Here is a 23,758-nt window from a genome sequence, read left to right on the forward strand (position 1 = left end):
TCAATGACACAACAAAGCTTTATCGCGCAAGGTAAGCGCGTACTCGAAATTGAAGCACAAGCCTTACAAGAAATTGAGCAATATATAAATCAAGATTTCGATAAGGCTTGTCAATTAATGTTCCAGTGTAAAGGCCGTATCATTGTTATCGGTATGGGCAAGTCAGGCCACGTTGGTAATAAAATTGCGGCGACCCTTGCAAGTACTGGTACACCCGCATTTTTTGTTCACCCTGGTGAAGCAAGCCACGGTGATTTAGGCATGATCACTCATGATGATGTAGTGATGTGTATTTCTAACTCTGGTGAGACCAGCGAAGTACTAAGCATAATTCCTGTTATTAAGCGCATTGGCGCAAAGATGATTTCACTAACAGGCAATCCAGATTCAACCATGGCAAAGCTATCTGATGTCCATGTTTGCATTAAAGTAAGTAAAGAAGCATGCCCGTTAGGCCTAGCACCAACTGCTAGTACAACAGCAACATTAGTTATGGGCGATGCAATAGCCGTTGCGTTACTTGAAACGCGTGGTTTTACAGCTGACGATTTTGCACTTTCGCATCCTGGTGGCAGTCTAGGTAAACGTTTATTACTAACATTAGATGATGTTATGCACGCAGGCGATGCCACCCCAATCGTTAACGAAACGCAAAGCATTAAAGATGCGTTAATTGAAATGTCAGCCAAGGGCCTTGGTATGACTGCGGTAATAGGTGCAGACAAAAAGTTAGCCGGATTATTCACCGATGGTGATTTACGCCGTATTTTAGAGCAGCGCATTGATATCCATAGTACTGCTATTAGTCAAGTGATGACTCGTTCATGTACTACTGCGCGCCCTGACATGCTTGCAGCTGAGGCATTGAACATTATGGAACGTAAACGTATCAATGGTTTAATTGTGGTAGATCATAGTAATACGCCTATTGGTGCCCTTAATATGCAAGACCTATTAAAAGCAGGAGTTCTTTAAGCAATGACATTCGCCGAGCTTTACCAGCCTCTTAGCCCTGATGTGAGTCAGCGCGCACAAAAAGTAAAATTGCTAATCTGCGATATTGATGGTGTTTTTTCTGATGGCCGAATTTATTTAGGCAATGATGGCGAAGAACTTAAAGCATTCAATACAAAAGATGGCTTTGGTATTAAAGCGCTCATAAATAGTGGTTTTGAAGTGGCAGTCATTACTGGCCGCCATTCACAAATAGTTCAGCAGCGAATGACTAGCCTAACAGTTCAGCACATTTATCAGGGACAAGAAGATAAGCTAATTGCTTATCAAGAGTTAAAGGATAAACTGGGGCTAACTGATGAGCAAATTGCCTATATTGGTGATGATGGTCCAGACTTACCAGTAATGGAAAAAGTAGGGTTTGCTGTTGCTGTTAACGACGCACACCCACTAATTAAAAAGCTGGCTCATTACACCACATTATTACCAGGTGGCTTTGGAGCCGTGCGTGAATTAACTGATTTACTGATGTTAGAAAACGGTAAGCCGTTAACTAGCGATGGAACCAGCGCATGAATATAGCCCGTATTTTACTGAGTGTTGTTTTTGTTTGTTGCATGGTGTGGTTGTGGTATCCGTACTTTAATCAATCAGCAGACACAATAACTAGTGAAGACGAGATCATTGCAACGCCTGATTACACTGCGGTGGCGTTAAAGCAAACTGCTTATGACGAGCAAGGAAAAATCAGTCATAAAGTAGCTGCGGCTAAAATGGAGTTGTATCAACAATTAGGGTTTACCTTTTTTGAGCAACCTGTATTTACTATTTATGGCGACCAGCAGGTTTGGCAAGTAAAAGCCAAAGAAGCCACTTTATACGAAAATGATCAGCTGATTTTTGAAGGGGATGTAGTTGCTAAAAACTTAACCCATAACGGTATGATCGAAGATATAAAAGCAGAAAACATTAATGTCGACATTAATAAAATGACCATGTTTTCAAAGCAACCTGTAACACTAACAGGACCGAATTTAAAGATTACCGGTAAAGGCTTAAAAGCCGATTTAAAAACCGAAATTGTTGAGTTAACTAACCATACACGAACCATATACTATGACCAATAAACTGAAGAAATTACTCCTGATCCCAAGCTTATTGATTGCGTTTTCCGGCACCGCTGCCGAGCAAACTGGCGCACAAATTAGCATTAGCTCAGATCGCCAAGTTGGTAAACTAAAAGATGGCGTTGGCATATTTGAAGGTAACGTAGAGATCGTGCATGGTAATCGTCGTATTACAGCAGAACGTCTTGAAGCACACGGCGGTGATACCGAAGGTACAGTAGAGCTAATTATTGCAACAGGCAAACCAGCTTACTTCGAAGAAAAACAAACGGATGGTTCCGTAATGAGCGCCAGTGCTGAAGAAGTTCGTTATGATGTTGCGAAACGCTTCTTAACCTTAAACGGTGAAGCTGAAGTTACCCAAGCTGGTCAAAAAGTAACAGCGAAAAGCATTACCTATGATATGGCTCAGCAGCTTATCAGTGCTGAAAAAGACGAAAACTCATCAGATCGTGTACACACTATTTTAGTACCTGTTGAAAATAAAAAAGACAATAAAGGCCAACCATGAGCACATTAAAAGCAGAGCTTTTAGCTAAGAGCTACAAAGGCCGCCAAGTGGTTAAAAATGTCGGTCTGGAAGTTGAAGCAGGCAGTATTGTTGGCTTGCTTGGCCCAAATGGTGCTGGTAAAACCACGACTTTTTACATGATTGTAGGCCTAGTTCCGAGCGACAAAGGTAAAATTAGCATCGATGATAACGATATTACCCTTTTGCCAATGCACAGCCGTGCGAGGTTGGGTATTGGTTATCTACCGCAAGAATCTTCGATTTTTCGAAAGTTAACAGTTTACCAAAACTTGATGGCTATTTTAGAGACTCGTAAAGATCTAAATAAAACCACGCGGGAAGAAACTCTAAATAGCTTATTAGATGAATTTAGCATCCAACACATCCGTGATAGTCAAGGTATGGCGCTATCTGGTGGTGAACGTCGCCGCGTTGAAATTGCTCGCGCATTAGCCGCTAATCCTAAATTTATCCTTTTAGATGAGCCTTTTGCTGGTGTTGATCCAATTTCAGTGTTAGATATAAAGAAAATTATTGAGCACCTAAAAAATCGTGGTATTGGTGTACTAATTACTGACCATAATGTTCGAGAAACCCTTGATGTTTGTGAAAAAGCCTACATTGTTTCTCATGGGGAGCTAATTGCATCAGGCACACCTGAGCACGTATTAGCTGACCAAACTGTACGCGATGTTTATCTAGGCGAGCAATTTAGGCTGTAACCATTACGCCACCGACTAGAGCATCTGCTAGACTTATAACAATGACAATAAATCGATAATAACTTAACTGTCTTTGCACAGTTATCGATAACTTAAAAAAAGGATTGTTAGGGATACATGAGGCAATCATTACAGCTGCGCATGGGCCAGCAACTTACAATGACTCCACAACTGCAACAAGCTATTCGTTTGTTGCAGCTCAGTACATTGGATCTCCAACAAGAAATTCAAGAGGCGCTAGATAGTAACCCTTTACTTGAAGTGGAAGAAGCGGATTACAACGAAGAAAGCATCGGCAAAAATGAGCAAAAAGCTGAATCTGACGATGTGCAAGTCAGCGCTTCTGCAGACGAAGCACCTAGCGAATATGAACAAGAAAGCAGTGATGCTCTAAATAAAGACACTGTAAGTGACGATTTAGCCATGGATGTTACATGGGATGAGTACATGAGTGCCGCTCCATCAACATCATCAGGGCCAATGCCAGAAGATGAATCTATTTATCAAGGTGCATCGACCGAAACCCTTCACGAATACCTTATGTGGCAATTACAGCTAACTCCCTTTAGTCCGACTGATGAAGCGATTGCTGTGGCAATTGTTGAGGCTATCGATGACTCTGGTATTTTAACGGTAAGCTGTGAAGATATCGTCGAGAGCTTTAATCAAAATAGTGATGAAGAAGAAATCGAACTTGATGAAGTCGAAGCGGTCCTAAAGAGAATTCAATTGTTTGATCCTGTCGGTATTGGCGCGCGTAGTTTACAGGAATGCCTGTGTATTCAACTTCGCCAATTCGATGCAAACACGCCATATTTAGCTGAAACTAAAATGGTTTTATCTGAGCATATCGAATTATTAGCGAGTCGCGACTATCGAACTTTGATGAAAAAGACTAAGCTTAAAGAAAATGAGCTTAAAGAAGTAATGACGCTAATTCACAGCTTAAACCCTAAGCCTGCGGATAGCATAGTACGCGAAGAGTCTGAGTACGTCATACCTGATGTATCAGTGAAAAAAGTAAAAGGTCGCTGGGTGGTTGAGTTAAACCCAGATAGTATGCCAAAGATTAGAGTGAACAGCCAATATGCGGCTATGTCTCGCTCTGTTAAATCAAGTAGCGACAGCCAATTTATTCGCTCTCACTTACAAGAAGCAAAGTGGTTTATTAAGAGCTTAGAAAGCCGTAACGATACACTATTAAAAGTGACCAACTGTATCGTTCAACAACAACAAGCTTTCTTTGAGCATGGCCCAGAAGCAATGAAGCCGATGGTGCTAAATGATGTTGCTGAAATGGTCGAAATGCATGAATCGACGATTTCACGAGTAACAACGCAAAAATATATGCATACCCCTAGGGGTATTTTTGAGTTGAAATATTTCTTCTCAAGCCATGTCAGCACTGAAAATGGTGGTGAGTGTTCTTCAACAGCAATACGCGCTTTAATCAAGAAGTTAGTCGCTGCAGAAAACTCGGCTAAACCATTGAGTGATAGCAAAATTGCAGATATATTGGCTGAGCAAGGAATTAAAGTAGCTAGACGTACAATTGCAAAATATCGTGAGTCTCTAGCAATACCTCCGTCTAATCAGCGTAAGAGTTTGATTTAGACGTTTTACATAGAAGGAAAAATGCTTATGCAACTAAATTTAACTGGTCGTCATGTAGAAATCACTGATTCATTAAGAGACTATGTAAACACCAAGTTTGCGAAACTAGAAAGGCATTTTGACCATATTAATAATGTTCATGTCATTCTAGATGTAGAAAAATTAAGCCAAAAAGCAGAAGCAACTTTACATGTAAACGGAGGCGAATTGTTCGCTTCTACAGAACATCAAGATATGTACGCAGCCATTGACTCGTTGATCGATAAGCTTGATCGCCAAGTCATTAAACACAAAGAGAAATTAGCTCGACATTAAATTATGAAACTAAGTTCACTTACTAATCAGGACTGCAGCAAAGCTGCGGTCCTTTTTAATAGCAAAAAAAGAATTCTTGAATATATCAGCGAACTGGCTCACCAGCAGCTTCCTCATTTATCTCAACAAGATATCCTAAATGCTTTACTCAACCGAGAGAAGCTAGGTAGCACCGGTATTGGCCGAGGTATTGCTATTCCACATGGCCGAATGAGTGGCGCCGATGAACCTCAGGCGTTTGTCATAGTGAGTGAATCCCCAATCAATTTTGATGCAATTGATAATCGCCCTGTTGACATTTTCGTAGCACTCATCGTACCAGATGGTGACTCTCAGCTTCATCTAAAGACCTTATCAACAATTGCTGATAGACTTAAAGATAAAGAGTTTTGTAAACAGCTGCGTAGCGCTACTACCGATCAGCAACTGTTTCAGGTTATATCAGCAGAGGCATAAATGGAATTAATCATTATCAGCGGTCGCTCAGGCTCAGGTAAATCGGTCGCTTTACGAGTACTTGAAGACTTAGGTTATTATTGCGTTGATAATATTCCAGTCAATTTACTGCCTTCGCTCGTGCGTAGCGTATCAGATAACTACGATAAAATAGCGGTCAGTATTGATGTGCGTAACCTTCCAAAAGAGCAGCAAGAATTTAATGATATTCTTGAGTACCTTCCTGGTTTCGCAAATCCAACACTTTTTTACTTAGACAGTGATGACCAAACCCTGATAAAACGCTTTTCAGAGACTCGTCGTTTACACCCATTATCCATTGATTCTTTGCCACTTGATCTGGCTATTAAACAAGAAAAAGTCTTACTCGATGTGTTGATCACTCGTGCTGATTTTATGATTGATACCACAGATCTCAGTGTTCATCAGTTAGCAGAATCAATTCGCGAAAAGATTTTGGGTAAAAAGGATAAAAAACTGATTATCACTTTTATGTCTTTCGGGTTTAAACACGGTATTCCAAAAGAAGCTGATTACGTATTTGATGCACGTTTTTTACCTAACCCACACTGGGAACCTGATTTGAAGCCGCTAACGGGTCTAGATCAACCAGTAAAAGATTACTTAGCTAGCCACAGCATAGTGCAAAAGTTCACATGGCAAATTCAAACATTTGTGCAAACATGGCTACCACATTTAGAGCGTAACAACCGAAGTTACCTTACCATTGCCATTGGTTGTACTGGTGGCCAACATCGCTCTGTTTACTTAGCGCAAACAATTGGTGAGAGTTTTGCTAAAAGCCATGACAATGTAAAAATTCGCCACCGTGAACAAGACATTTAATTAGGCACTATTATAATGCGCGCTGAAGATACCTTTTTAATTCAAAACAAACTCGGCTTACATGCTCGCGCAGCCACTGTTTTAGCCCAATTAGCACTACAATTTGATGCTAAAATTACGCTTTATCAAGACGATAAAGAAGCTGAAGGTGACAGCGTATTGGCGTTAATGCTACTTGAAAGCAGTCAAGGTAAAGAAGTTAGAGTCGTTTGTGAAGGCCCTGATGCTGATGCAGCATTAACTGCAATCGGTGAATTAATCGCACAGCGCTTTCACGAGCAAGAATAGCATTTGCTAAGCCTTCAAGATTTACGGTAAACTTAATTAGGATATTTGAAATTCCCTTTAAATATCCTACTTTTATATCGCTCGCTTTTCTAAGTTGCAAAACTCTTAATAAATTTATCACAGTGCGACGATATCTCTGCAAATACACCACAAAGCAACTATGCTGTATTTGCTCAGCCTATATAAACTTTTTTCAGTTGTAAGGACGCCAATGCCAGAAGCCTTTGAACAAGATTACCCACTACAACAACTCAAACAAGTGACCAAGTCACTCAATAGTGGTCAATTTGTTCAAGTGCGCGGTATGTTAGCCAAAACGGCGCCTTGTGATACAGCCCTTTTACTTGAGTCTTCTCCCCATAAAATTCGTCGTATGCTTTGGCAGCTGGTTGATCCAGATGTGCGTGGTGATGTTCTAGAAGAACTGTCTGAAGATGTACGTCTTGGTATTATTGCGCAGATGGAACCTGAGCACATTGCTGCCGCCACCGAGGACATGGACGACGATGACTTAGGTGAGGTTTTACGTAGCCTTCCTGATACCGTATATCAAGACGTAGTTAGTGCAATGGACTCGCAAGATAGAGAAAGGGCTACTCAGGCACTTTCTTATCAAGAGCGCTCTGCCGGTGCCTTGATGAACAGCGATACGGTAACAATTCGCCCAGATGTTACTTTAGATGTAGTGCTACGCTATTTACGCCTACGAGGTGAGCTACCAGAAGGTACTGATGACTTATACGTTGTTGATAAGCATAACTGCTTCCTAGGAGCACTTTCGTTAACTACACTGCTGACAAGCCCATCTGATAAAATTGTTCGCGATTTAATGGATGAAGATTGTGAGTCTATACTTATTTCAATGGATGAAAGTGATGTAGCACAACTTTTCGAACGTCATAACTGGATTTCAGCCCCGGTTGTTGATGACAACGCACACTTGCTAGGTCGTATTACCATCGATGATATCGTTGACGTAATCCGCGAAGATGCTGAACATAGCATGCTAAGCCTCGCTGGTCTTGATGACGAAGAAGATACCTTTGCGCCAGTGCTAAAAAGTTCGCAACGTCGCTCTATTTGGCTTGGAGTTAACTTATTAACCGCATTGCTAGCAGCAATTGTGGCAAGCTTTTTTGAAAATACCTTAGCAATTTTGCCTATTTTGGCAGTACTCAATGGTATCGTACCTTCAATGGGTGGCGTTGCAGGCAGTCAAACTTTAACACTGGTTATTCGTGGTATAGCCGTTGGCCATATTAATCAAACTAACCAACGCTTCTTATTACTCAAGGAATTAGCGATTGGCGCACTGAATGGCGTTATTTGGTCGATATTAATTGCCGGTGTTGTTGCCCTATGGCAATGGGACTTTAAGCTCGGTGCAGTATTAGCCTTTGCAATGTTTATGAACCTGGTTGCTGCAGGTATTGCGGGTGCAAGCATTCCATTAATTCTCAAGAAAATGAAAATTGACCCTGCCCTCGCTGGCAGTGTGGTACTCACAACCGTTACCGATATTGTCGGTATCTTTGCCTTCTTAGGTACTGCAACGTGGTTATTAATCTAATCTGAAAACGGCCCTTTAAGGGCCGTATTTATTTTTATTTACTTGCACGCTGCTTATTTTTACCAACTCTTGGTTTAGTATTGGCCTTTTTAAACTGGCTAAAACCGGTATGACGAGTCAGTGCCGCGCGGCCTTTACCGCCCTTCCCTTTAGCTGCTTTCTCGTTGCGACCTTCTTCCGGTACCAAACAGTTTGGCCCCTTACCGATTAGATTCGCTTTGCCCATTTTTCTTAGCGCTTCACGGATCATCGGCCAACCAGCAGGATCATGGTAACGTAAAATCGCTTTGTGTAAACGACGCTGGCGGGCGCCTTTTGGTACAGGCACTTGCTCAGTGTTATTTTTAATATTGCGTAACGAGTTCATCTCAGTATGATAAATCGTCGTTGCGTTGGCCATTGGCGACGGATAAAAGTTTTGTACTTGATCAAGCTTAAAGTCATTACTCTTTAACCAAAGCGCCATATTAACCATGTCTTCGTCTTTAGTTCCTGGGTGAGCAGAAATAAAGTACGGGATCAGATACTGCTTTTTACCTGCTTCTTTTGAGTATTTATCAAATAGCTCTTTAAACTTATCATAAGCACCCATACCCGGCTTCATCATCTTAGATAATGGGCCATCTTCGGTATGCTCAGGGGCAATTTTTAAATACCCGCCTACGTGATGGGTAACCAGCTCTTTTACATAGCGTGGATCTTCAACTGCTAAGTCATAGCGTACGCCTGAAGCAATTAAGATTTTCTTCACACCCTTCACATCTCGGGCTTTTTTATAAAGCTCAATGGTTGGCGTGTGATCCGTGTCCATATGCTTACAAATATCAGGATAAACGCATGATAAACGACGGCAAGTACTCTCTGCTTTTTTACTCTTACAGCGCAACTTATACATATTCGCAGTCGGTCCACCTAAGTCAGAAATAACCCCTGTAAAGCCCGGTACCTTGTCACGAATTTGTTCAATTTCATCAATAATTGATTGCTCTGAACGGCTTTGAATAATACGCCCTTCGTGCTCTGTGATCGAACAGAAAGAACAACCACCAAAGCAGCCACGCATAATGTTCACTGAGGTTTTAATCATTTCATACGCAGGGATTTTGTCATCACCATAACTTGGGTGCGGAATACGTTGGTATGGCAAACCAAATACACCATCCATTTCTTCTGTTTCTAGTGGAAATGCTGGCGGATTTACCCAAATAGAACGGTCGCCATGACGTTGAAATAACGCACGTGCACAGCCTGGATTTGTTTCTTGGTGCAAAATACGCGACGCATGGGCATAAAGCGGCTTATTCACACTCACTTGCTCAAACGCTGGCAGTTTAACGTAGGTCTTTTCCCATGGTTTAGGACGTGCAGGCTGAACAGTTATTGGTTTGGCTGCTTCAGCACTTAGATCAATACCCGCTTTTTTAAACTCAGATTTACTACAACCTACATCATCTGCGCCATACGGGTTTGGAATTGGATCAATCTTACCGATTTTATCGATAGCTGTAGAGTCACTACCACGCCAACCCGGCAGTGGTTCCTTACGAATTACCGCGGTACCACGTATATCTTGAATTGTCTCGACCGACTCACCTGCGGCAATACGGTGAGCCACTTCAACAAGTGGACGCTCAGCATTACCGTAAATTAAAATGTCGGCTTTGGCATCAAACAGAACACTTCGGCGTACTTTTTCTTGCCAGTAATCATAATGAGCAATACGACGTAAACTCGCCTCAATACCACCGATGATCAGCGGCACATCTTTATAAGCTTCGCGACAACGTTGGCTATATACAACCACCGCACGGTCAGGGCGTTTACCACCTATGTTACCTGGCGTGTATGCATCATCATGACGCATACGCTTTTCAGCGGTATAACGGTTGATCATCGAGTCCATATTACCCGCCGTAACACCAAAGAATAAGTTAGGCTTGCCTAACGCCATAAAGGCATCTTTCGAGTTCCAGTCAGGCTGCGCAATAATACCAACGCGAAAACCCTGCGATTCAAGCATGCGGCCAATCACAGCCATACCGAAACTTGGGTGATCAACATATGCATCACCACTGACAATGATCACGTCACAGCTATCCCAGCCTAACGCGTCCATTTCTGCACGAGTGGTCGGTAAGAATGGCGCCGTGCCATAGCATTCAGCCCAATACTTAGGGTAAGAAAACAGGCCTCGCTCGGCTTTTAATGCGCTCATAAAGTGTACTCTGCTAACAAAAGGGGCGAATTATACCCCACTCTTATGCATTATTATAGAAAACAAAACGCCCTTCACGTGGAAGGGCGCTGTTTAATTCATATGCACTTACTGTAACTAGCTATTGCTTAGCTTGCAGGTAGGTAATTAACTCTTTTTCTGGCATAGGCTTAGCGTACATGAAGCCTTGCACTTCATCACAGCCAAGCTGGGCTAAATAATCTGCTTGCGCTTGTGTTTCGACCCCTTCTGCAATAGTTTTTAAGCCTAACCTTGCACCAAGAGAAATAATTAACGCTGCAATCGCCTGACAATCTTGACCTGGTAAATCTTTAATAAAAGCACGATCAATTTTAAGTCTATCAAGCGGCAATTTTTGCAAATAACTCAACGACGAGAACCCTGTACCAAAGTCATCAATCGCAATCTCAATGCCAAACTCTTTAAGCTCTTTTAATGTCGTGATCACATTAGCTAGTTCATCCATAACCACACTTTCGGTTACTTCAAGTTCGATAAACTGCGGCTCTACATTGTATTTTGTTAAAGTGTCTTTAACTTGCTGTGCATAGCCTTTAACTTTAAATTGTGGCACCGACACATTCACAGCAATACTTATTGAAAAGCCTAATGCTTCTAAGCGCTTTTGCTGCAAACATGCTTGCTCTAGCACCCACTGGCCTATATCAACAATTAAGCCTGCATCTTCAGCCATAGGAACGAAAATCGCCGGTGAAATATACTGACCATTACCCGAAGGCCAACGAAGCAGCGCTTCGCAGCCAATAATTTCAAGGGTATTTAAATCAAGTTGCGGCTGAAACCAAACCTCTAATTTACGTTGTTCGAAATCTTGGCGAAGTTGTCTGATGATACCTAAACGCCACGCCATTTTCTCTTCCATATCTGGAGTATAAGTCACCACCATTTCAGAAGATTGTTTTTTAGCTTGGTTAAGAGCAATGTATCCCAGTTTTAATGTCTCAATTCCCGCTTTTTGAAAGTCACCTTGATAACATAAACCGATGTTAAAATTGATTGGCAAAATGTGTTCGCCCGCATTAAAAGGTAAACTTAAATGCTCGCGAAGTAGCTCAACATCACACTCATTAACTGGTAACAATAGACCGAACACATCTGCACCAATACGTGAGAGCAACTCAGCATTAGGGTACTCTTGTTGTAACCTATCGACAATTGCGTTCAGTAATAAGTTACCGATCTCTTGACCTAAGCCGTTATTAATATCAGAGAATTGCGCAACATCAATTAATAAAAATACAAAATCACTTTTACCCGGTTGATAGTAACGCTCAACTTTATTCATGAAATCATTACGATTCGATAAGCCAGTTAAAATATCTTTATATGCAGCATCGCGTAAACGGTTGAACAATCTAACATTATCAAGACCAACACTGACATTAGTCAGGAAAATCTCGGCAAATTGTAATTGCGAAGGACTTGGCGTGTGCTCGGTTTCTAAGTAAATAGCTGCTTGGCGATTTTTACTTTTGAGTAAGTATGTACTGTCAATATCCGTATGTTGATGTTCACCTTGCGCCAAGCAATTATTCACTTGCATGATGATACGACCATCATCAAGTTGCTCAACACCTTGACCTATAAAATCATTGTATTGAGCGCAACCGCCTAAAACATAAACCTGATTATCATCTTCGATTGAACCACACAGTAAGCCTTGCGGTTCACAATCCAAAATAATTGAAAGCTGTTTGATAACCGCCATCGAAAAAGCTTTGATATCGGTAAAACCAAGAATGGCTTTTGATGCATACAAAATATTATTTAAAGCGCGGCTTTGAAATTCTAGCTGACAAACTTGCTCATATGAGCGAATAGCAGTAACAAGTGCAGTAATAAGCTTACTGCGTGTTAGTTCTGTTTTGGTTTTATAGTCGTTTATATCGTATTCGCGGATAACCTTTTCTTCAGGTGCATAACCTGGTTGTCCAGTTCGTAAAATAATTCGCACGTTGTGATTTTTGAGGCATTCTCTAACTTGCTTTACAACTTTTAAGCCAGCATCATCTGACTCCATGACTACATCAAGTAAAATCACCGAAATCGAATGGTCATTTTTAAGTAATTCGAGTGCTTCTGCACCTGAATAGGCATGGTGGAACCGCAAGCCTTTGTCCCAGAACTCAACCCCTGAAAGAGCAAGCTTAGTCACTGAATGTATTTCTGGATCATCATCGACAATTAATACGTCCCAAAAATCAGAGACAGTTTCATCCACTAACTGTTCGTCATCTTGTTCACTAAACAAAAAGTCGTTACTCTCTGATGCCATTAATAATTCCTTAGAGTGATGCCCATAATACTGTAACCATGGTTCCACTCCATTTTACAGCGACGCTCAAAATTCTATCACTTATTTAACTATGATACATTAGTGATAGCTTATATAGTATCAAACAGATTATAGTCTATGTTACGTATAATGTTATGAAAGTTATAAAACAATTGCCTGAGGTGAGACTATTAAAATACTCATTTTTACCCTAAAAGCGATTTTTATCGGCATTCTGATCTCACTTGTCATTGGACTGATGCTTTCACCGCAATATACAGTTCACAAGTCAATTAAAGTGAACGCAAGCAGCGCCGAGATTGCGAGTCTTGTTGGCGACTTTAGTCAATGGCCAAAGTGGCAACCATGGCAGGCAGTGGACCCGAGCATTAAATTTATCATTGCTGAGCCAAGTCAGGGCGTTGGTGCACATCAATTTTGGCAAAGTCGCTTTGGCGAAGGTGAAATGACCATCACCCAACTCGACAATACTCAGCTTTCATTTAATATATTATTTAATAAAGAACACATTACCCAAGGCACTATCCGCTATTTACCTGAAGGCGATAACGTTAATATTGAGTGTTCACTAAATGGTGAGGTTAATACCCCAATTATTGGTGGCTACCTTGCTTTATTAAGCCAGTATATTCTCAATAACACAGTAAAGCTGGCGCTCAATAACATCAAAACCCATGCGCAGTTAGCAACAAAAGACAAGGCGATTGCTACCGATGACAGTGAAAGCAGCTCAAGCGAGAGTTAATCTTGCTAATATCATAGAAAATCAGCTCGGCTATCCAATTCATAAAGCCTCATCTGCTAGGATTAACCATGCTGATAATGACAGCTACTCAGCACAAGGTCAGCAACAGCTAGCTTATCAAATAAGAGCTCAAGCCAGCCTTTTAGAGCGCGCCCAAACTCGCCAAGAAATTCAATTTATAAAGCGCCAAGAAAATATCGAAACCATTATGTCGATGGCCATGGCTTTTTGCCCGGATGTTACTGGTCAACAACAGCCCGATTTTGATTGGATAGAGCGTTTTATTAGTTTATGTGAAGACACAGCGAACTCATCAATGCAGAAACTGTGGGCGAAAATACTAGCTGGTGAAACAGTCTCACCGGGTACCTTTTCAATTAAAAGCCTGCAAACACTTAAACACATGACTCAGCGAGAAGCTGATGCCCTTCAACGCTGTACATCACTGTGTGGCTTTAATGAAAAAGACAACAGCCACTTAATTTTACTCGGCTTTTATAAAAAACCATCGCTGTTTGATTTGCTCAGAAAGGGTAACAAAGTGTCATTTAACTTAGGAAAAACTCCCGTTAGCTTTCCTGATATTCTTACCTTAATGGATATTAACTTACTATACCGAAAAGAAATCGAATCAGCCGTTTTAAAAGCAGGCCAAGAACTAGTACTGAGCTTTATGAATCAACGCTTGGTTCTAATAGCGAAAAGTAATGACTTGGTACTCAGTTATTATAAGTTTACTCAAACGGGTGATGAGTTACGAAAGCTAATTGCATCGCCAATAAACAAAGCTTATAAGCAAATATTATCAACAGCATTAGAAGATGAATTTGAAGTAAGCTGGCAAGCTTTAAAATAAAGCAGCCAGCTTAGTATAAATCGAATGGCTCGATTAGAAGTGGATTTGAATACCCGCAAATGGGCCTGATGCATCTAAGTCTGTGTAGATATCATCAATATCATCAAGCTCTAATGTCATTGAGCGGTAGCCCGCTTTAATATCCATATCAATTGCTAAGTTATCAAGTAAAGCGTATGCAATGCCCGCCTGATAGTCTTGAATTTTGCTATCGTCAATAGCAAGTAAACTACCTTCAAAGAATACGCTTAAACCCGTTAATGGTAAGCCAACTTCAGCACGGCCATAAACTAAAGGTACGAAACCAGAGAAATCAACTCGCTCAGTCGTGTTTTGGCCACCATCTTGCGATGTACCCGTTACCGTAATTTCACCGTCGAATTGTTTCGCATTCACACCTAAATCAATAGAAACTAAATCATTATCAAAGATTTCGTAATAGAGAATATAGTCGATGTGTGATAAATCGCTGACAGTGCCTACTTGCGTACCTACAACGTAATCTGAACCACCAAAGCTAAAGGTTTCATCTAGGGTGGTATCACCATTTAACTCAAGCTCAGTGTATTTTAGTTTAATGTTTGGTACTAACGGCACTGGGTGCTCAAGCGCTGCGTAGTAGCTCGTAAACGTTTCATCATCAAATTTAAAGCTTTGTAAGTTTCCGTCTTGAGCAAAGCTACCGCTGTTATCTGATTGCCAGCCATCAACACCTAAGTATAAACCTAATAATGTATCAGCTTGCGCTGTTGGGGCTAAACAAGCCATTGAAAGGGCTGCTGCTAAACAGTACTTTTTCATCATTTTATCCTTGCGCTAAAAGTTCGCTAAGTTCAATTAGAGCCGCATTGGCTCGAGAAATATAATTCGCCATGACCAATGAGTGGTTAGCTACAAAACCAAAGCCACTGCCATTTAAAATCATTGGGCTCCACACTGTTTCTTGTGTGGCCTCTAATTCACGAATAATTTGTTGCAGACTAACACGAGCATTTTTCTTTTCTAATACATCAGCAAAATCATATTCAACCGCTTGTAAAAAGTGCAGTAATGCCCACGTTGCACCACGAGATTCATAAAACACATCATCAATTTGCCACCAAGATGTTTTCACTTGGTTTTGCAAAGGTGTATAAGTTGCTTGATGAGCTGCAGTGTCGCCAGCTAAATCTGTATTCAAACGGTCTTGACCAACACTCGCGCTTAATCGCTGACTTAAGCTGCCAAGTCGCTTTTCAGCTTCTTTTAACCAGCTGCGTAAATTATCAGCACGGGCATAAAACTGGCTATCACGATCGTTCTGATCCGCTATTTGAGTACGGTACACTACCAATAAATCAATGCCCTTTTGATACTCTGTTTCAGCACTCGGCCATGCCCATGCAACAGAGCTAATGTTAAACTGTGGCTGGGCTTTTTTTAGAGCTTCATGCTCAGTAGATTGCGATTGTGAACGGCTGAAGTCTTTACGCATAGACAACACTAAATCACGGGTCATCTCAAGTGCGCCGTATTCCCAGGCAGGCATATTATCCATCATCACACTAGGTGGCATCATATCATTTGATAAATAACCACCAGGCTTATTTAACAATGTACTTGCAACATCAATCAGTGTTGACGTTGTTGTGTAGCCAGTGACAAACTTTTCGCCACGCAGTTGCGCTTCTTGTTTTGCCTTGCTAACAACATCCATGCGATCCGGCTCACTACTCCAGTAAACAGCAATCGCGTAAAAAATAATTAATACAATAAGTAATGCACTGGCTATTTTTCCTTTATGCTCAGACATAATACCTCCTAGTGATGTGAGTGCTCTTTACTTTTTTGTGCTGCCTGTTCAGACATTTCTTGTAAAGACACAACTTTGGCTTGGGTGAAAACTCGATTGCCATCATTAAAATATAGCGTGAGTTTACGCTCTTGCCCTGCTTTTAGTTGATCTTCAGGTTCAAACACCATTAAGTGATAACCACCTGGTTTAAACTCAACACTGCTATGACCATCGATCTTTAATGATAAAACCTGCTCCATTTTCATCATGCCATCAACATGGGTATGCTGATGGATTTCAACACGTCCTAAACCATCCAGTTCCGCTTTAGTTAGTACTGTTGCATGCTCACTTGGGTTGGTAATAGTTAAATAAGCAACACTTGCTTTACTGGCTGGTAAAAACTCACGTACCTGCGCGTTGCTTACGGTTACTTCAGCAACATCATTATGGTCATGGCCACTATGGGCAAATGAAAAGGTACTCGTGATTAAACTTGCGGTAAGAAAAGAGAGTGCGGGCCATAGTTTCATTATGTTTTAATCCTTGTTAAGACATTAACTTACCCGCTAAATTTAGCATATTTTATGTATTAAGGCAGTTTAATAGTACCTTAAGCTGGTGATTTTTTGTTATCGGCGATCAACCAACACAATGCTGCGATCAATAAAAGAGGCCATGCAATCATTACTGAACCAAATAAAAACGCAAGCACAACACCAATCAGAGCAACAACACCTGCGCCTAGCAGCCCAATAGTGAATAGCGCAACACCAGCAACGACAGCAATCACAGCTACAATTGCTCCGATGACCTCAAGGCCCGCCCAACTCATATCAGCAATTGATAAGGGCAACTGCCATGAGTCAAACGATACAAATGAAACTACATCAGTGCATAGTAGTAACATTGCTAGAACGATGATAGCTAACGTTTTCATGATCGACTCCTAGTAGCCTTTTACTGGTAAAGTGCAATGAGCCACTAAGTAACCCACGCCAATTAACAGCGGCATTTGAATAAGTAGTATGATCATTACCAAACGGGTTGACCACACAGGGAAGCCTAAGCGTGCAGCGAGTCCGCTACACACACCCGAGATCTTTTTGTTACTCAGATCACGGTACCAACGTGTCGATGTGTGATAAGTATTCATCATAAACCTCCTAAGCCGACTGCTTCATCATTGCTTTTAAATCAGCAAGCTGTTTATCGATTGCTTCATCTTTCTCAAGGGCAGCGATTTGCGCTGCTGTTGAATTTGCGGCATCACTTTGCGTAAGTTCATACGCTTCAACTTGTGACTCAATGTTTTCAACGCGCTGCTCTAAGTAGTCAAAACGTGCTAATGCATCTTCAACTTTACTGCTATGCAGCTGCTCTTTAACCTTTAAACGTGCTGTAACAACGCGTTCTTTTTGCATGTAAGTCAGCTGTTTGGCTTTTGCATCCGCAAGCTTGTTTTGTAAACGCTGGCAGTCTTCTGTCAATTTTGCGAGTGACTCAGCAACTTTATCCATTTCAGCTTGTTGCGCTTCGATTTCTGTCGTTAAACGCTGCTTTTCAACTAACGCAGCTTTGGCAAGATCATCACGATCTTTACTTAGTGCTTTTTCTGCTTTAGCTTGCCAGTCAGCTACTTTCGCTTGTTTAGCTGCGATTTCGCGCTTCATTTGCTTTTCTTGCGTTAAAAATGTCGCAGCGGTTGCACGGCATTCAGTCAGTGCATCCTGCATTTCTTGCACGAGTAGATTAAGTAACTTTTCAGGATCTTCAGCTTTATCTAATGCTGCAGAAAGGTTTGCCTGAATAATGTCATTTACGCGATTTAATACACCCATGTGACTCTCCTGTTGATTATTGGGTTAATACAGCTAGGAGATTCCAATTCTTGTGCCAACTAACGAATAAACAAAATTTATTATTTAAATACAATCAGTTGAAGTGGATTTATTGAGATTTTGGCTGACTAGTGACTGAATGAAAAATAACTAATTTGACTAAAAAATTAACTTTTTCACTAAATTTTAGGATCAAAAAAAGCCACGAAATGTGGCTTTTTAATAGGATATTTGATTAGGCTTCTGGGACAAAACTCAAGGCTTTATCCATAACAGATAAATCAGCCGCTTTACCATGACCCTTTTCTGAAAGGTGGCGTCTAAAACCACGCGCCCCAGGTTGGCCTTGGAAAATCCCCAACATGTGGCGAGCAATATGCCAAAAGTTAGCGCCTTTACTCATTTCATCTTCAATGTAGTCATACATTGCACGCACAACCTGATGGCGACTCAGTGTAAAGGCTTCATCACCATAAATATTTTCGTCTACTTCAGACAAAATAAACGGATTACTATACGCCTCACGGCCAATCATGATGCCATCAACATACTCAAGGTGCGCCACACTATCAGCAATCGTTTTCACGCCACCATTCAAGCTTAGGTGTAGTTGCGGGTAATCTTTTTTCAGCTGATAAACGCGAGGATAATTAAGAGGTGGGATCTCACGATTTTCTTTTGGGCTTAAGCCATTTAACCACGCTTTACGCGCATGAATAATAAAGTCATCACAACCAACATCATGACTTGCTTCTATTAAGGCACATAAAAACTCATACGAATCTTGCTCATCAATACCAATACGAGTTTTAACCGTAACAGGAATAGTCACTTCGGCCTTCATTGCAGCAACGCAGTCAGCAACCAGTTTAGGCTCAGCCATTAAACAAGCACCAAAACGACCATTTTGCACGCGATCAGACGGACAGCCCACATTTAAATTAACTTCATGATAGCCGCGCTCTGCCGCTAATTTTGCACACTTAGCCAAAGCTTCAGGATCTGATCCACCAAGTTGCAATGCGACTGGCCCTTCATGCTCATTAAAGTGTAAGTAATCGCCTTTACCAAATAAAATAGCGCCTGTTGTCACCATCTCAGTGTAAAGCACAGCGTGCTTAGTCATTTTACGGTGAAAGGTTCGACAGTGACGATCAGTCCAATCTAACATGGGTGCCACGGAAAAACGGCGGTTTAATGTCGTTGTGCTCATAACATGGCCCCTTTTAAGATCAATGCATTTACTTGCAACTTAAATTACCTAATACGATGAACGCTAAAAATAGCGATGACACATACCCCATTGGTATGCACCGAAATGAAAAATTGTAGCCATTATACCACCGAAGCAAGCTCACGGCATGGCTTAATCGAAGATCAGATGATGAAAAGAGGTGAAGAAGTGTACTGCAAACTCACTTCTTTGATGAATAAGCAAAAATGGAAAAGTTACATCTTCACTTCATTTAGAAGATGCTCAAGGTTTTGTCCTGTAAGCTCCAATACCGTGATTTCAAGCTCTTTGTAGTCTTCGTTTTTCAGGTTAACGAGCTTAGCACCCACTGCAATTCGCGCTACTTTCTCAACAGGATCCATTTCTACAATTTCAATTGATGCGCGCGTATCATGATCTTTTGATTGCACATAATATTCACTAAAGAAGGTACCATCAGCACGTACATTTGGATTACTGTCAGACACAGACTGCAGAAGCGTGCCTTTCTTTAAATCACTTTTACGAAGTGAGAAGCTGTATTCCGCCACATTGGCATGACCAACAATCACGGTTACTGCGCTTTCACCATTAATTTTAAAATCATGATCTGTTACTTCGATGACTTTTAGCTTACCACTATCATAGGTCGGCTCCATGCAAGCACCTAAACTAAAAATCAGAAAAACAGATAAGACGACATTTTTGATTAGCATTCTTTGTTCCTTAAATTTTATATTGCCTTCTTTAAAGTTAGATAAAAGAAGGCAATTATTCAAAGTTTAAATCTCTGAAAATGCACTTTAAATTAAAACTAGCCGACAACACTTAAACCAAAGTAGTGAGCAATACCGCCTAAAATATTAGTAACCGCCACTGACGATAAAATTAAGCCCATCACCCGGCTAATGATACTCGCGCCACTATCACCAATTAACTTATGAACATGTGTAGCAAGCAGTAATAAAACCAGCACGATTACTAATACAGAAAGCATGATCGATGAGGTTATAAGTTGCTCATACCAAGTGTATTCGGTATTTCGGGTCATCAATACCGCACCTAGCATGGCACCTGGGCTGGCAATTGAAGGTATCGCCAATGGGAAAATAGCGGTTTCAGTGCTATCTCGAACGCTTTTGATCTCTGTTTCTGGTTTACTTTCACCGAATATCATCAATAAAGCAAAAAGTAATAAAACAATACCTCCGGCAATCTGAAACGCCGAAAGCGGAATATTTATCGCGTCTAAAAGTAACTCACCAGCCACAACGAAAAACAATAAAACCAGTGCCGAAACACCAACAGCTTTTAACGCAACTTTGCGCTTAAATTTAGCATCATCCCAGCGTGTAACAGCAATAAAAACGGGCACAGTGCCGATCGGATCAATGACGGCAAAAAAGAAAATGAACGCAGCTAACAATTCATTCATTAAGAAAACTCCCTTGAAACGTGTTAGCGAATAAAAACACTGCAACTACAATACAGTATGTTAGTATATCACGGTAGCGTAAGGATAAGAGAAGATGAATATAGAATCACTCGTCAGTAAAGCAAAACAAGTATGCGATAATCGTGGTGCACGTTTCACACCTATCCGTGAAAAAGTATTCCGCCTATTAGCTAGTGCGCAGGGTGGTGTCGGTGCTTATGACTTATTAGAACAACTCAAATTAACTGAGTCAGGCGCAAAACCAGCCACTATTTATCGAGCGCTCGATTTCTTATCGGAACTTGGCTTTATTCATAAAATTGAAAGCACCAACTCATTTATGTTGTGCCATCATTTTGATCACATTCACCCTGTACAATTATTAATTTGTGACAGCTGTGGTTATGTAAAAGAATTACATTCAACAGTAATATCTCATGAGCTTAATAACTTAGCTGCAGAAAGTGGATTTATTGTCTCAGGACAAACTATCGAAGCACATGGCAAGTGCGAAAAGTGCAAAGAATAAGTGCGGTGTTTGAAACAACCACTACACTTAAAGTATGATTAATGGCATTTCGAAACCTAAGGGAAATTAAATAATGAATGTGGAGTTCATCAACCCTTTTTTATCATCATTATTAAATGTATTGAGCACCATGGCTCAAACAGAATTAAAGCCGGGCAAACCTAGTTTAAAAAAAGATGAATTAGCCCGTGGCGATGTATCAGGTTTGATTGGTATGGTTGGCCCACAAACTAAAGGTTCACTTTCAATCACCTTTGATGAAAATCTGGCACTAACCATTATGGAAAGAATGCTAGGTGAACGCCCTGATACGGTGAACGAAGAAGTAACCGACATGGTAGGTGAAATTACTAACATGGTGACAGGTGGAGCTAAAAACTTACTCGGCGAAAAAGGCTATGAGTTTGATATGGCTACGCCAGTTGTCGTGTCTGGTAAAGGACATACAATCGCTCATAAATGTGAAGGTGCCAAGGTGTTAATTCCATTCACTTCTGCTGATGGTAACGCCAATATTGAAGTTAGCTTTGATAAACTATGAGCTGGCAGCAAAAAATCATTCAATTGAAGCCTCGTTCGCGAGGCTTTCACATCATTGATGACGAGCTACTTCGTCAACTTCCTGAAATAACGCAATACAAAGTAGGCTTATTACACCTTTTCATTCAGCATACTTCTGCAAGCTTAACTATTAACGAAAATGCAGATCCTACTGTACGAATGGATATGGAAAGTCACTTCAATCATTTTGTGCCAGAACGACAAAGTTATTATCGCCATGATTATGAAGGTGATGATGATATGCCTGCCCACATAAAAAGCAGCACATTAGGTGCAGAACTCACTATTCCAATTAACCAAGGCCGTTTAATGCTAGGCACTTGGCAAGGTATCTATTTAGGTGAACACCGAGACCATGGTGGTACTAGACGCATTGTCGCCACGATTCAAGGTCAGATCTAAAACTAGCTGTAAGCTGCAAGCATGTCTTAACTTCTAATTTTTTTAAAAAGTGTTTGGGGATTTATTAGAGATTGGAGCGGCACACGAGGCTCGAACTCGTGACCTCAACCTTGGCAAGGTTGCGCTCTACCAACTGAGCTAGTGCCGCATAAATAAGTTGTAAGCTGCAAGTTTCTAGTTTCAAGCTAATGCTTTCAACTTTCCCCTTGAAACTTATATCAATTTCTTTTGGTGAGAAATTGGAGCGGCACACGAGGCTCGAACTCGTGACCTCAACCTTGGCAAGGTTGCGCTCTACCAACTGAGCTAGTGCCGCACAATAATTTACTAGTTATAAGACTCAAGTTAAAAGTTGGAATAGCTTGGTGCTTTCAACTTTCCCCTCGAAACTTAAGCCAATTTCTTTTGGTGAGAAATTGGAGCGGCACACGAGGCTCGAACTCGTGACCTCAACCTTGGCAAGGTTGCGCTCTACCAACTGAGCTAGTGCCGCACAATAAATTACTAGTTATAAGACTCAAGTTAAAAGTTGGAATAGCTTGGTGCTTTCAACTTTCCCCTTGAAACTTAAGCCAATTTCTTTTGGTGAGAAATTGGAGCGGCACACGAGGCTCGAACTCGTGACCTCAACCTTGGCAAGGTTGCGCTCTACCAACTGAGCTAGTGCCGCTTTTAAGTAGTCAGTAATTTGTCCGTTGTCGCACAACCTGAAGGCTGTGGTGAAACGTTCTGGCAACTGAGCTAGTGCCGCATTCAATTACTTAGAGACATACCAACCCCGCGGGGGTTAACGTCTTAAGCGGGGCAGGATTCTACAATAATCCGATGTGTTTGCAAATGTTTTTTACAAATTAAAGAATTTTTCTTGGTAAACCTTTAATTCCATGATCGAATCTTTGATATCGTCGAGGGCTAGATGTGAACCTTTTTTGTTCACTTGTGCTAACACGTCAGGTTTCCAACGACGTGCAAGCTCTTTAACGGTACTCACATCAAGGTTACGGTAGTGAAAGTAGTCTTCCAATTCAGGCATGTACTTATTCATAAAGCGGCGGTCTTGGCCGATAGAATTACCACACATAGGCGAAGCACCCGCAGGTACCCATTGCTTTAAAAATGCCAATGTTTGATCAATAGCATCTTGTTCAGTGAATGTGCTGGCTTTACAGCGAGCTGTTAAACCTGATTGTCCGTGTTGAGTCGTACACCACTCGTCCATGCCATTAAGCAGTTCATCACTTTGATGAATAGCAATAACAGGGCCTTCAGCCAGGATGTTTAAATCACTGTCGGTGACAACAGTGGCAATTTCGAGTATTTTATCTGTTGCTGGTTCGAGGCCAGTCATTTCCAGGTCGAGCCAGATAAGATTTGATTTATGAAAAGACATAGTTACCTTAGCGGTGCTTTCCTTTAGATCCAACGCATTTAGATATATCATATTAG

At 41.1% G+C, this 23,758-nt stretch carries 28 protein-coding genes and 4 tRNA genes; 16 read left to right on the top strand and 16 right to left on the bottom strand.

Features of this window, described 5'->3' with window-relative positions; translation table 11 throughout:
* The first annotated feature begins 3 nt into the window (after positions 1-3).
* The 11 genes from J3455_RS14390 to mgtE all read left to right on the top strand — a co-directional run bounded on the left by J3455_RS14390 (position 4) and on the right by mgtE (position 8,403).
* Positions 4-975, top strand: coding sequence for a KpsF/GutQ family sugar-phosphate isomerase (locus tag J3455_RS14390; RefSeq protein WP_349561956.1), 972 nt, complete (start codon positions 4-6; stop codon positions 973-975).
* Between the two features lie 3 nt (positions 976-978).
* Entirely contained in the window at positions 979-1,530 is a 552-nt protein-coding gene (kdsC, locus tag J3455_RS14395; protein ID WP_054561100.1) for a 3-deoxy-manno-octulosonate-8-phosphatase KdsC, read from the top strand.
* The gene (gene lptC, locus J3455_RS14400) at positions 1,527-2,081 is read left to right on the top strand and encodes an LPS export ABC transporter periplasmic protein LptC (protein WP_130049830.1); all 555 of its coding nucleotides are present in this window, start codon (positions 1,527-1,529) and stop codon (positions 2,079-2,081) included. The genes kdsC and lptC overlap by 4 nt, the downstream gene beginning before the upstream one ends.
* Positions 2,071-2,592: a lipopolysaccharide transport periplasmic protein LptA gene (gene lptA, locus J3455_RS14405; protein WP_130049831.1), complete on the top strand. Its 522-nt coding sequence runs from the start codon at positions 2,071-2,073 to the stop codon at positions 2,590-2,592. Before lptC ends, lptA begins: the two co-directional genes overlap by 11 nt.
* The gene (gene lptB, locus J3455_RS14410; protein ID WP_062566533.1) at positions 2,589-3,314 is read left to right on the top strand and encodes an LPS export ABC transporter ATP-binding protein; all 726 of its coding nucleotides are present in this window, start codon (positions 2,589-2,591) and stop codon (positions 3,312-3,314) included. Before lptA ends, lptB begins: the two co-directional genes overlap by 4 nt.
* Before the next feature lie 117 nt (positions 3,315-3,431).
* Positions 3,432-4,928 carry an RNA polymerase factor sigma-54 gene (locus J3455_RS14415; RefSeq protein ID WP_130049832.1) on the top strand — a complete coding sequence of 499 codons (1,497 nt, stop codon included), beginning with the start codon at positions 3,432-3,434 and terminating at the stop codon, positions 4,926-4,928.
* A 27-nt stretch (positions 4,929-4,955) separates the two neighbouring features.
* Positions 4,956-5,243 (top strand): ribosome hibernation promoting factor, encoded by a 288-nt coding sequence (gene hpf, locus J3455_RS14420; RefSeq protein ID WP_036971325.1) that lies wholly within the window; start codon positions 4,956-4,958, stop codon positions 5,241-5,243.
* A 3-nt stretch (positions 5,244-5,246) separates the two neighbouring features.
* Complete coding sequence (ptsN, locus tag J3455_RS14425) at positions 5,247-5,699, top strand: PTS IIA-like nitrogen regulatory protein PtsN (RefSeq protein ID WP_130049833.1); 453 nt, start codon at positions 5,247-5,249, stop codon at positions 5,697-5,699.
* A complete protein-coding gene (rapZ, locus tag J3455_RS14430; protein ID WP_130049834.1) occupies positions 5,700-6,545 on the top strand; it encodes an RNase adapter RapZ in 846 nt (281 codons plus the stop codon). It begins immediately after the preceding gene.
* A gap of 15 nt (positions 6,546-6,560) precedes the next feature.
* Positions 6,561-6,833, top strand: a complete 273-nt coding sequence (locus tag J3455_RS14435) for an HPr family phosphocarrier protein (protein ID WP_167658735.1) — start codon at positions 6,561-6,563, stop codon at positions 6,831-6,833.
* Positions 6,834-7,044: 211 nt separating this feature from the next.
* Positions 7,045-8,403, top strand: coding sequence for a magnesium transporter (gene mgtE / locus J3455_RS14440; RefSeq protein ID WP_130049836.1), 1,359 nt, complete (start codon positions 7,045-7,047; stop codon positions 8,401-8,403).
* Positions 8,404-8,437: 34 nt separating this feature from the next.
* Here the strand turns inward: mgtE and J3455_RS14445 are convergent, their stop codons facing one another.
* Positions 8,438-10,618 carry a YgiQ family radical SAM protein gene (locus tag J3455_RS14445; protein ID WP_167658736.1) on the bottom strand — a complete coding sequence of 727 codons (2,181 nt, stop codon included), beginning with the start codon at positions 10,616-10,618 and terminating at the stop codon, positions 8,438-8,440.
* Between the two features lie 121 nt (positions 10,619-10,739).
* The gene (locus tag J3455_RS14450) at positions 10,740-12,935 is read right to left on the bottom strand and encodes a bifunctional diguanylate cyclase/phosphodiesterase (RefSeq protein WP_349561957.1); all 2,196 of its coding nucleotides are present in this window, start codon (positions 12,933-12,935) and stop codon (positions 10,740-10,742) included.
* A 259-nt stretch (positions 12,936-13,194) separates the two neighbouring features.
* Between J3455_RS14450 and J3455_RS14455 the strand changes: the two genes are divergently transcribed.
* Positions 13,195-13,701 (top strand): SRPBCC family protein, encoded by a 507-nt coding sequence (locus J3455_RS14455; protein ID WP_167658738.1) that lies wholly within the window; start codon positions 13,195-13,197, stop codon positions 13,699-13,701.
* Entirely contained in the window at positions 13,670-14,557 is an 888-nt protein-coding gene (locus J3455_RS14460) for a TIGR03899 family protein (protein ID WP_167658739.1), read from the top strand. The genes J3455_RS14455 and J3455_RS14460 overlap by 32 nt, the downstream gene beginning before the upstream one ends.
* A 33-nt stretch (positions 14,558-14,590) precedes the next feature.
* Here the strand turns inward: J3455_RS14460 and J3455_RS14465 are convergent, their stop codons facing one another.
* The 9 genes from J3455_RS14465 to J3455_RS14505 form a co-directional block, all read right to left on the bottom strand.
* A complete protein-coding gene (locus tag J3455_RS14465; RefSeq protein ID WP_130052207.1) occupies positions 14,591-15,358 on the bottom strand; it encodes a TIGR04219 family outer membrane beta-barrel protein in 768 nt (255 codons plus the stop codon).
* Between the two features lie 4 nt (positions 15,359-15,362).
* Complete coding sequence (locus J3455_RS14470) at positions 15,363-16,349, bottom strand: DUF2333 family protein (protein WP_130049841.1); 987 nt, start codon at positions 16,347-16,349, stop codon at positions 15,363-15,365.
* 8 nt (positions 16,350-16,357) lie between these two features.
* Positions 16,358-16,864, bottom strand: a complete 507-nt coding sequence (locus J3455_RS14475) for a copper chaperone PCu(A)C (RefSeq protein ID WP_130049842.1) — start codon at positions 16,862-16,864, stop codon at positions 16,358-16,360.
* Between the two features lie 80 nt (positions 16,865-16,944).
* The gene (locus J3455_RS14480) at positions 16,945-17,271 is read right to left on the bottom strand and encodes a hypothetical protein (RefSeq protein WP_130049843.1); all 327 of its coding nucleotides are present in this window, start codon (positions 17,269-17,271) and stop codon (positions 16,945-16,947) included.
* A 9-nt stretch (positions 17,272-17,280) separates the two neighbouring features.
* A complete protein-coding gene (locus J3455_RS14485; RefSeq protein WP_054554145.1) occupies positions 17,281-17,487 on the bottom strand; it encodes a PspC domain-containing protein in 207 nt (68 codons plus the stop codon).
* A 10-nt stretch (positions 17,488-17,497) separates the two neighbouring features.
* Positions 17,498-18,172, bottom strand: a complete 675-nt coding sequence (locus J3455_RS14490) for a PspA/IM30 family protein (protein WP_349561958.1) — start codon at positions 18,170-18,172, stop codon at positions 17,498-17,500.
* 235 nt (positions 18,173-18,407) lie between these two features.
* On the bottom strand, positions 18,408-19,385 hold the full coding sequence (dusA, locus tag J3455_RS14495; protein ID WP_349561959.1) for a tRNA dihydrouridine(20/20a) synthase DusA: 978 nt from the start codon (positions 19,383-19,385) through the stop codon (positions 18,408-18,410).
* A gap of 236 nt (positions 19,386-19,621) precedes the next feature.
* A complete protein-coding gene (locus tag J3455_RS14500) occupies positions 19,622-20,101 on the bottom strand; it encodes a hypothetical protein (RefSeq protein WP_130049846.1) in 480 nt (159 codons plus the stop codon).
* A gap of 98 nt (positions 20,102-20,199) precedes the next feature.
* Positions 20,200-20,820 (bottom strand): MarC family protein, encoded by a 621-nt coding sequence (locus tag J3455_RS14505; protein WP_130049847.1) that lies wholly within the window; start codon positions 20,818-20,820, stop codon positions 20,200-20,202.
* 94 nt (positions 20,821-20,914) lie between these two features.
* Here J3455_RS14505 and J3455_RS14510 point away from each other — a divergent pair, with 94 nt between their 5' ends.
* From J3455_RS14510 to J3455_RS14520, 3 genes are all read left to right on the top strand, one after another.
* Positions 20,915-21,349: a transcriptional repressor gene (locus tag J3455_RS14510; RefSeq protein WP_054554141.1), complete on the top strand. Its 435-nt coding sequence runs from the start codon at positions 20,915-20,917 to the stop codon at positions 21,347-21,349.
* A gap of 73 nt (positions 21,350-21,422) precedes the next feature.
* Entirely contained in the window at positions 21,423-21,890 is a 468-nt protein-coding gene (locus J3455_RS14515; RefSeq protein ID WP_054554140.1) for a chemotaxis protein CheX, read from the top strand.
* Entirely contained in the window at positions 21,887-22,312 is a 426-nt protein-coding gene (locus J3455_RS14520) for a secondary thiamine-phosphate synthase enzyme YjbQ (RefSeq protein WP_130049848.1), read from the top strand. The genes J3455_RS14515 and J3455_RS14520 overlap by 4 nt, the downstream gene beginning before the upstream one ends.
* Before the next feature lie 72 nt (positions 22,313-22,384).
* Here J3455_RS14520 and J3455_RS14525 read toward each other — a convergent pair.
* From J3455_RS14525 to orn, 5 genes are all read right to left on the bottom strand, one after another.
* Positions 22,385-22,460 (bottom strand) — tRNA-Gly (locus tag J3455_RS14525).
* Positions 22,461-22,552: 92 nt separating this feature from the next.
* Positions 22,553-22,628 (bottom strand) — tRNA-Gly (locus tag J3455_RS14530).
* 101 nt (positions 22,629-22,729) lie between these two features.
* A tRNA-Gly gene (locus J3455_RS14535) sits at positions 22,730-22,805 on the bottom strand.
* Between the two features lie 101 nt (positions 22,806-22,906).
* Positions 22,907-22,982 (bottom strand) — tRNA-Gly (locus J3455_RS14540).
* 174 nt (positions 22,983-23,156) lie between these two features.
* Entirely contained in the window at positions 23,157-23,702 is a 546-nt protein-coding gene (gene orn, locus J3455_RS14545; protein WP_063530280.1) for an oligoribonuclease, read from the bottom strand.
* Between the last annotated feature and the right edge of the window lie 56 nt (positions 23,703-23,758).

Origin of the sequence: Pseudoalteromonas sp. NFXS39, assembly GCF_040148775.1 — a bacterium.
In the GTDB taxonomy this organism is placed as follows: domain Bacteria; phylum Pseudomonadota; class Gammaproteobacteria; order Enterobacterales; family Alteromonadaceae; genus Pseudoalteromonas; species Pseudoalteromonas apostichopi.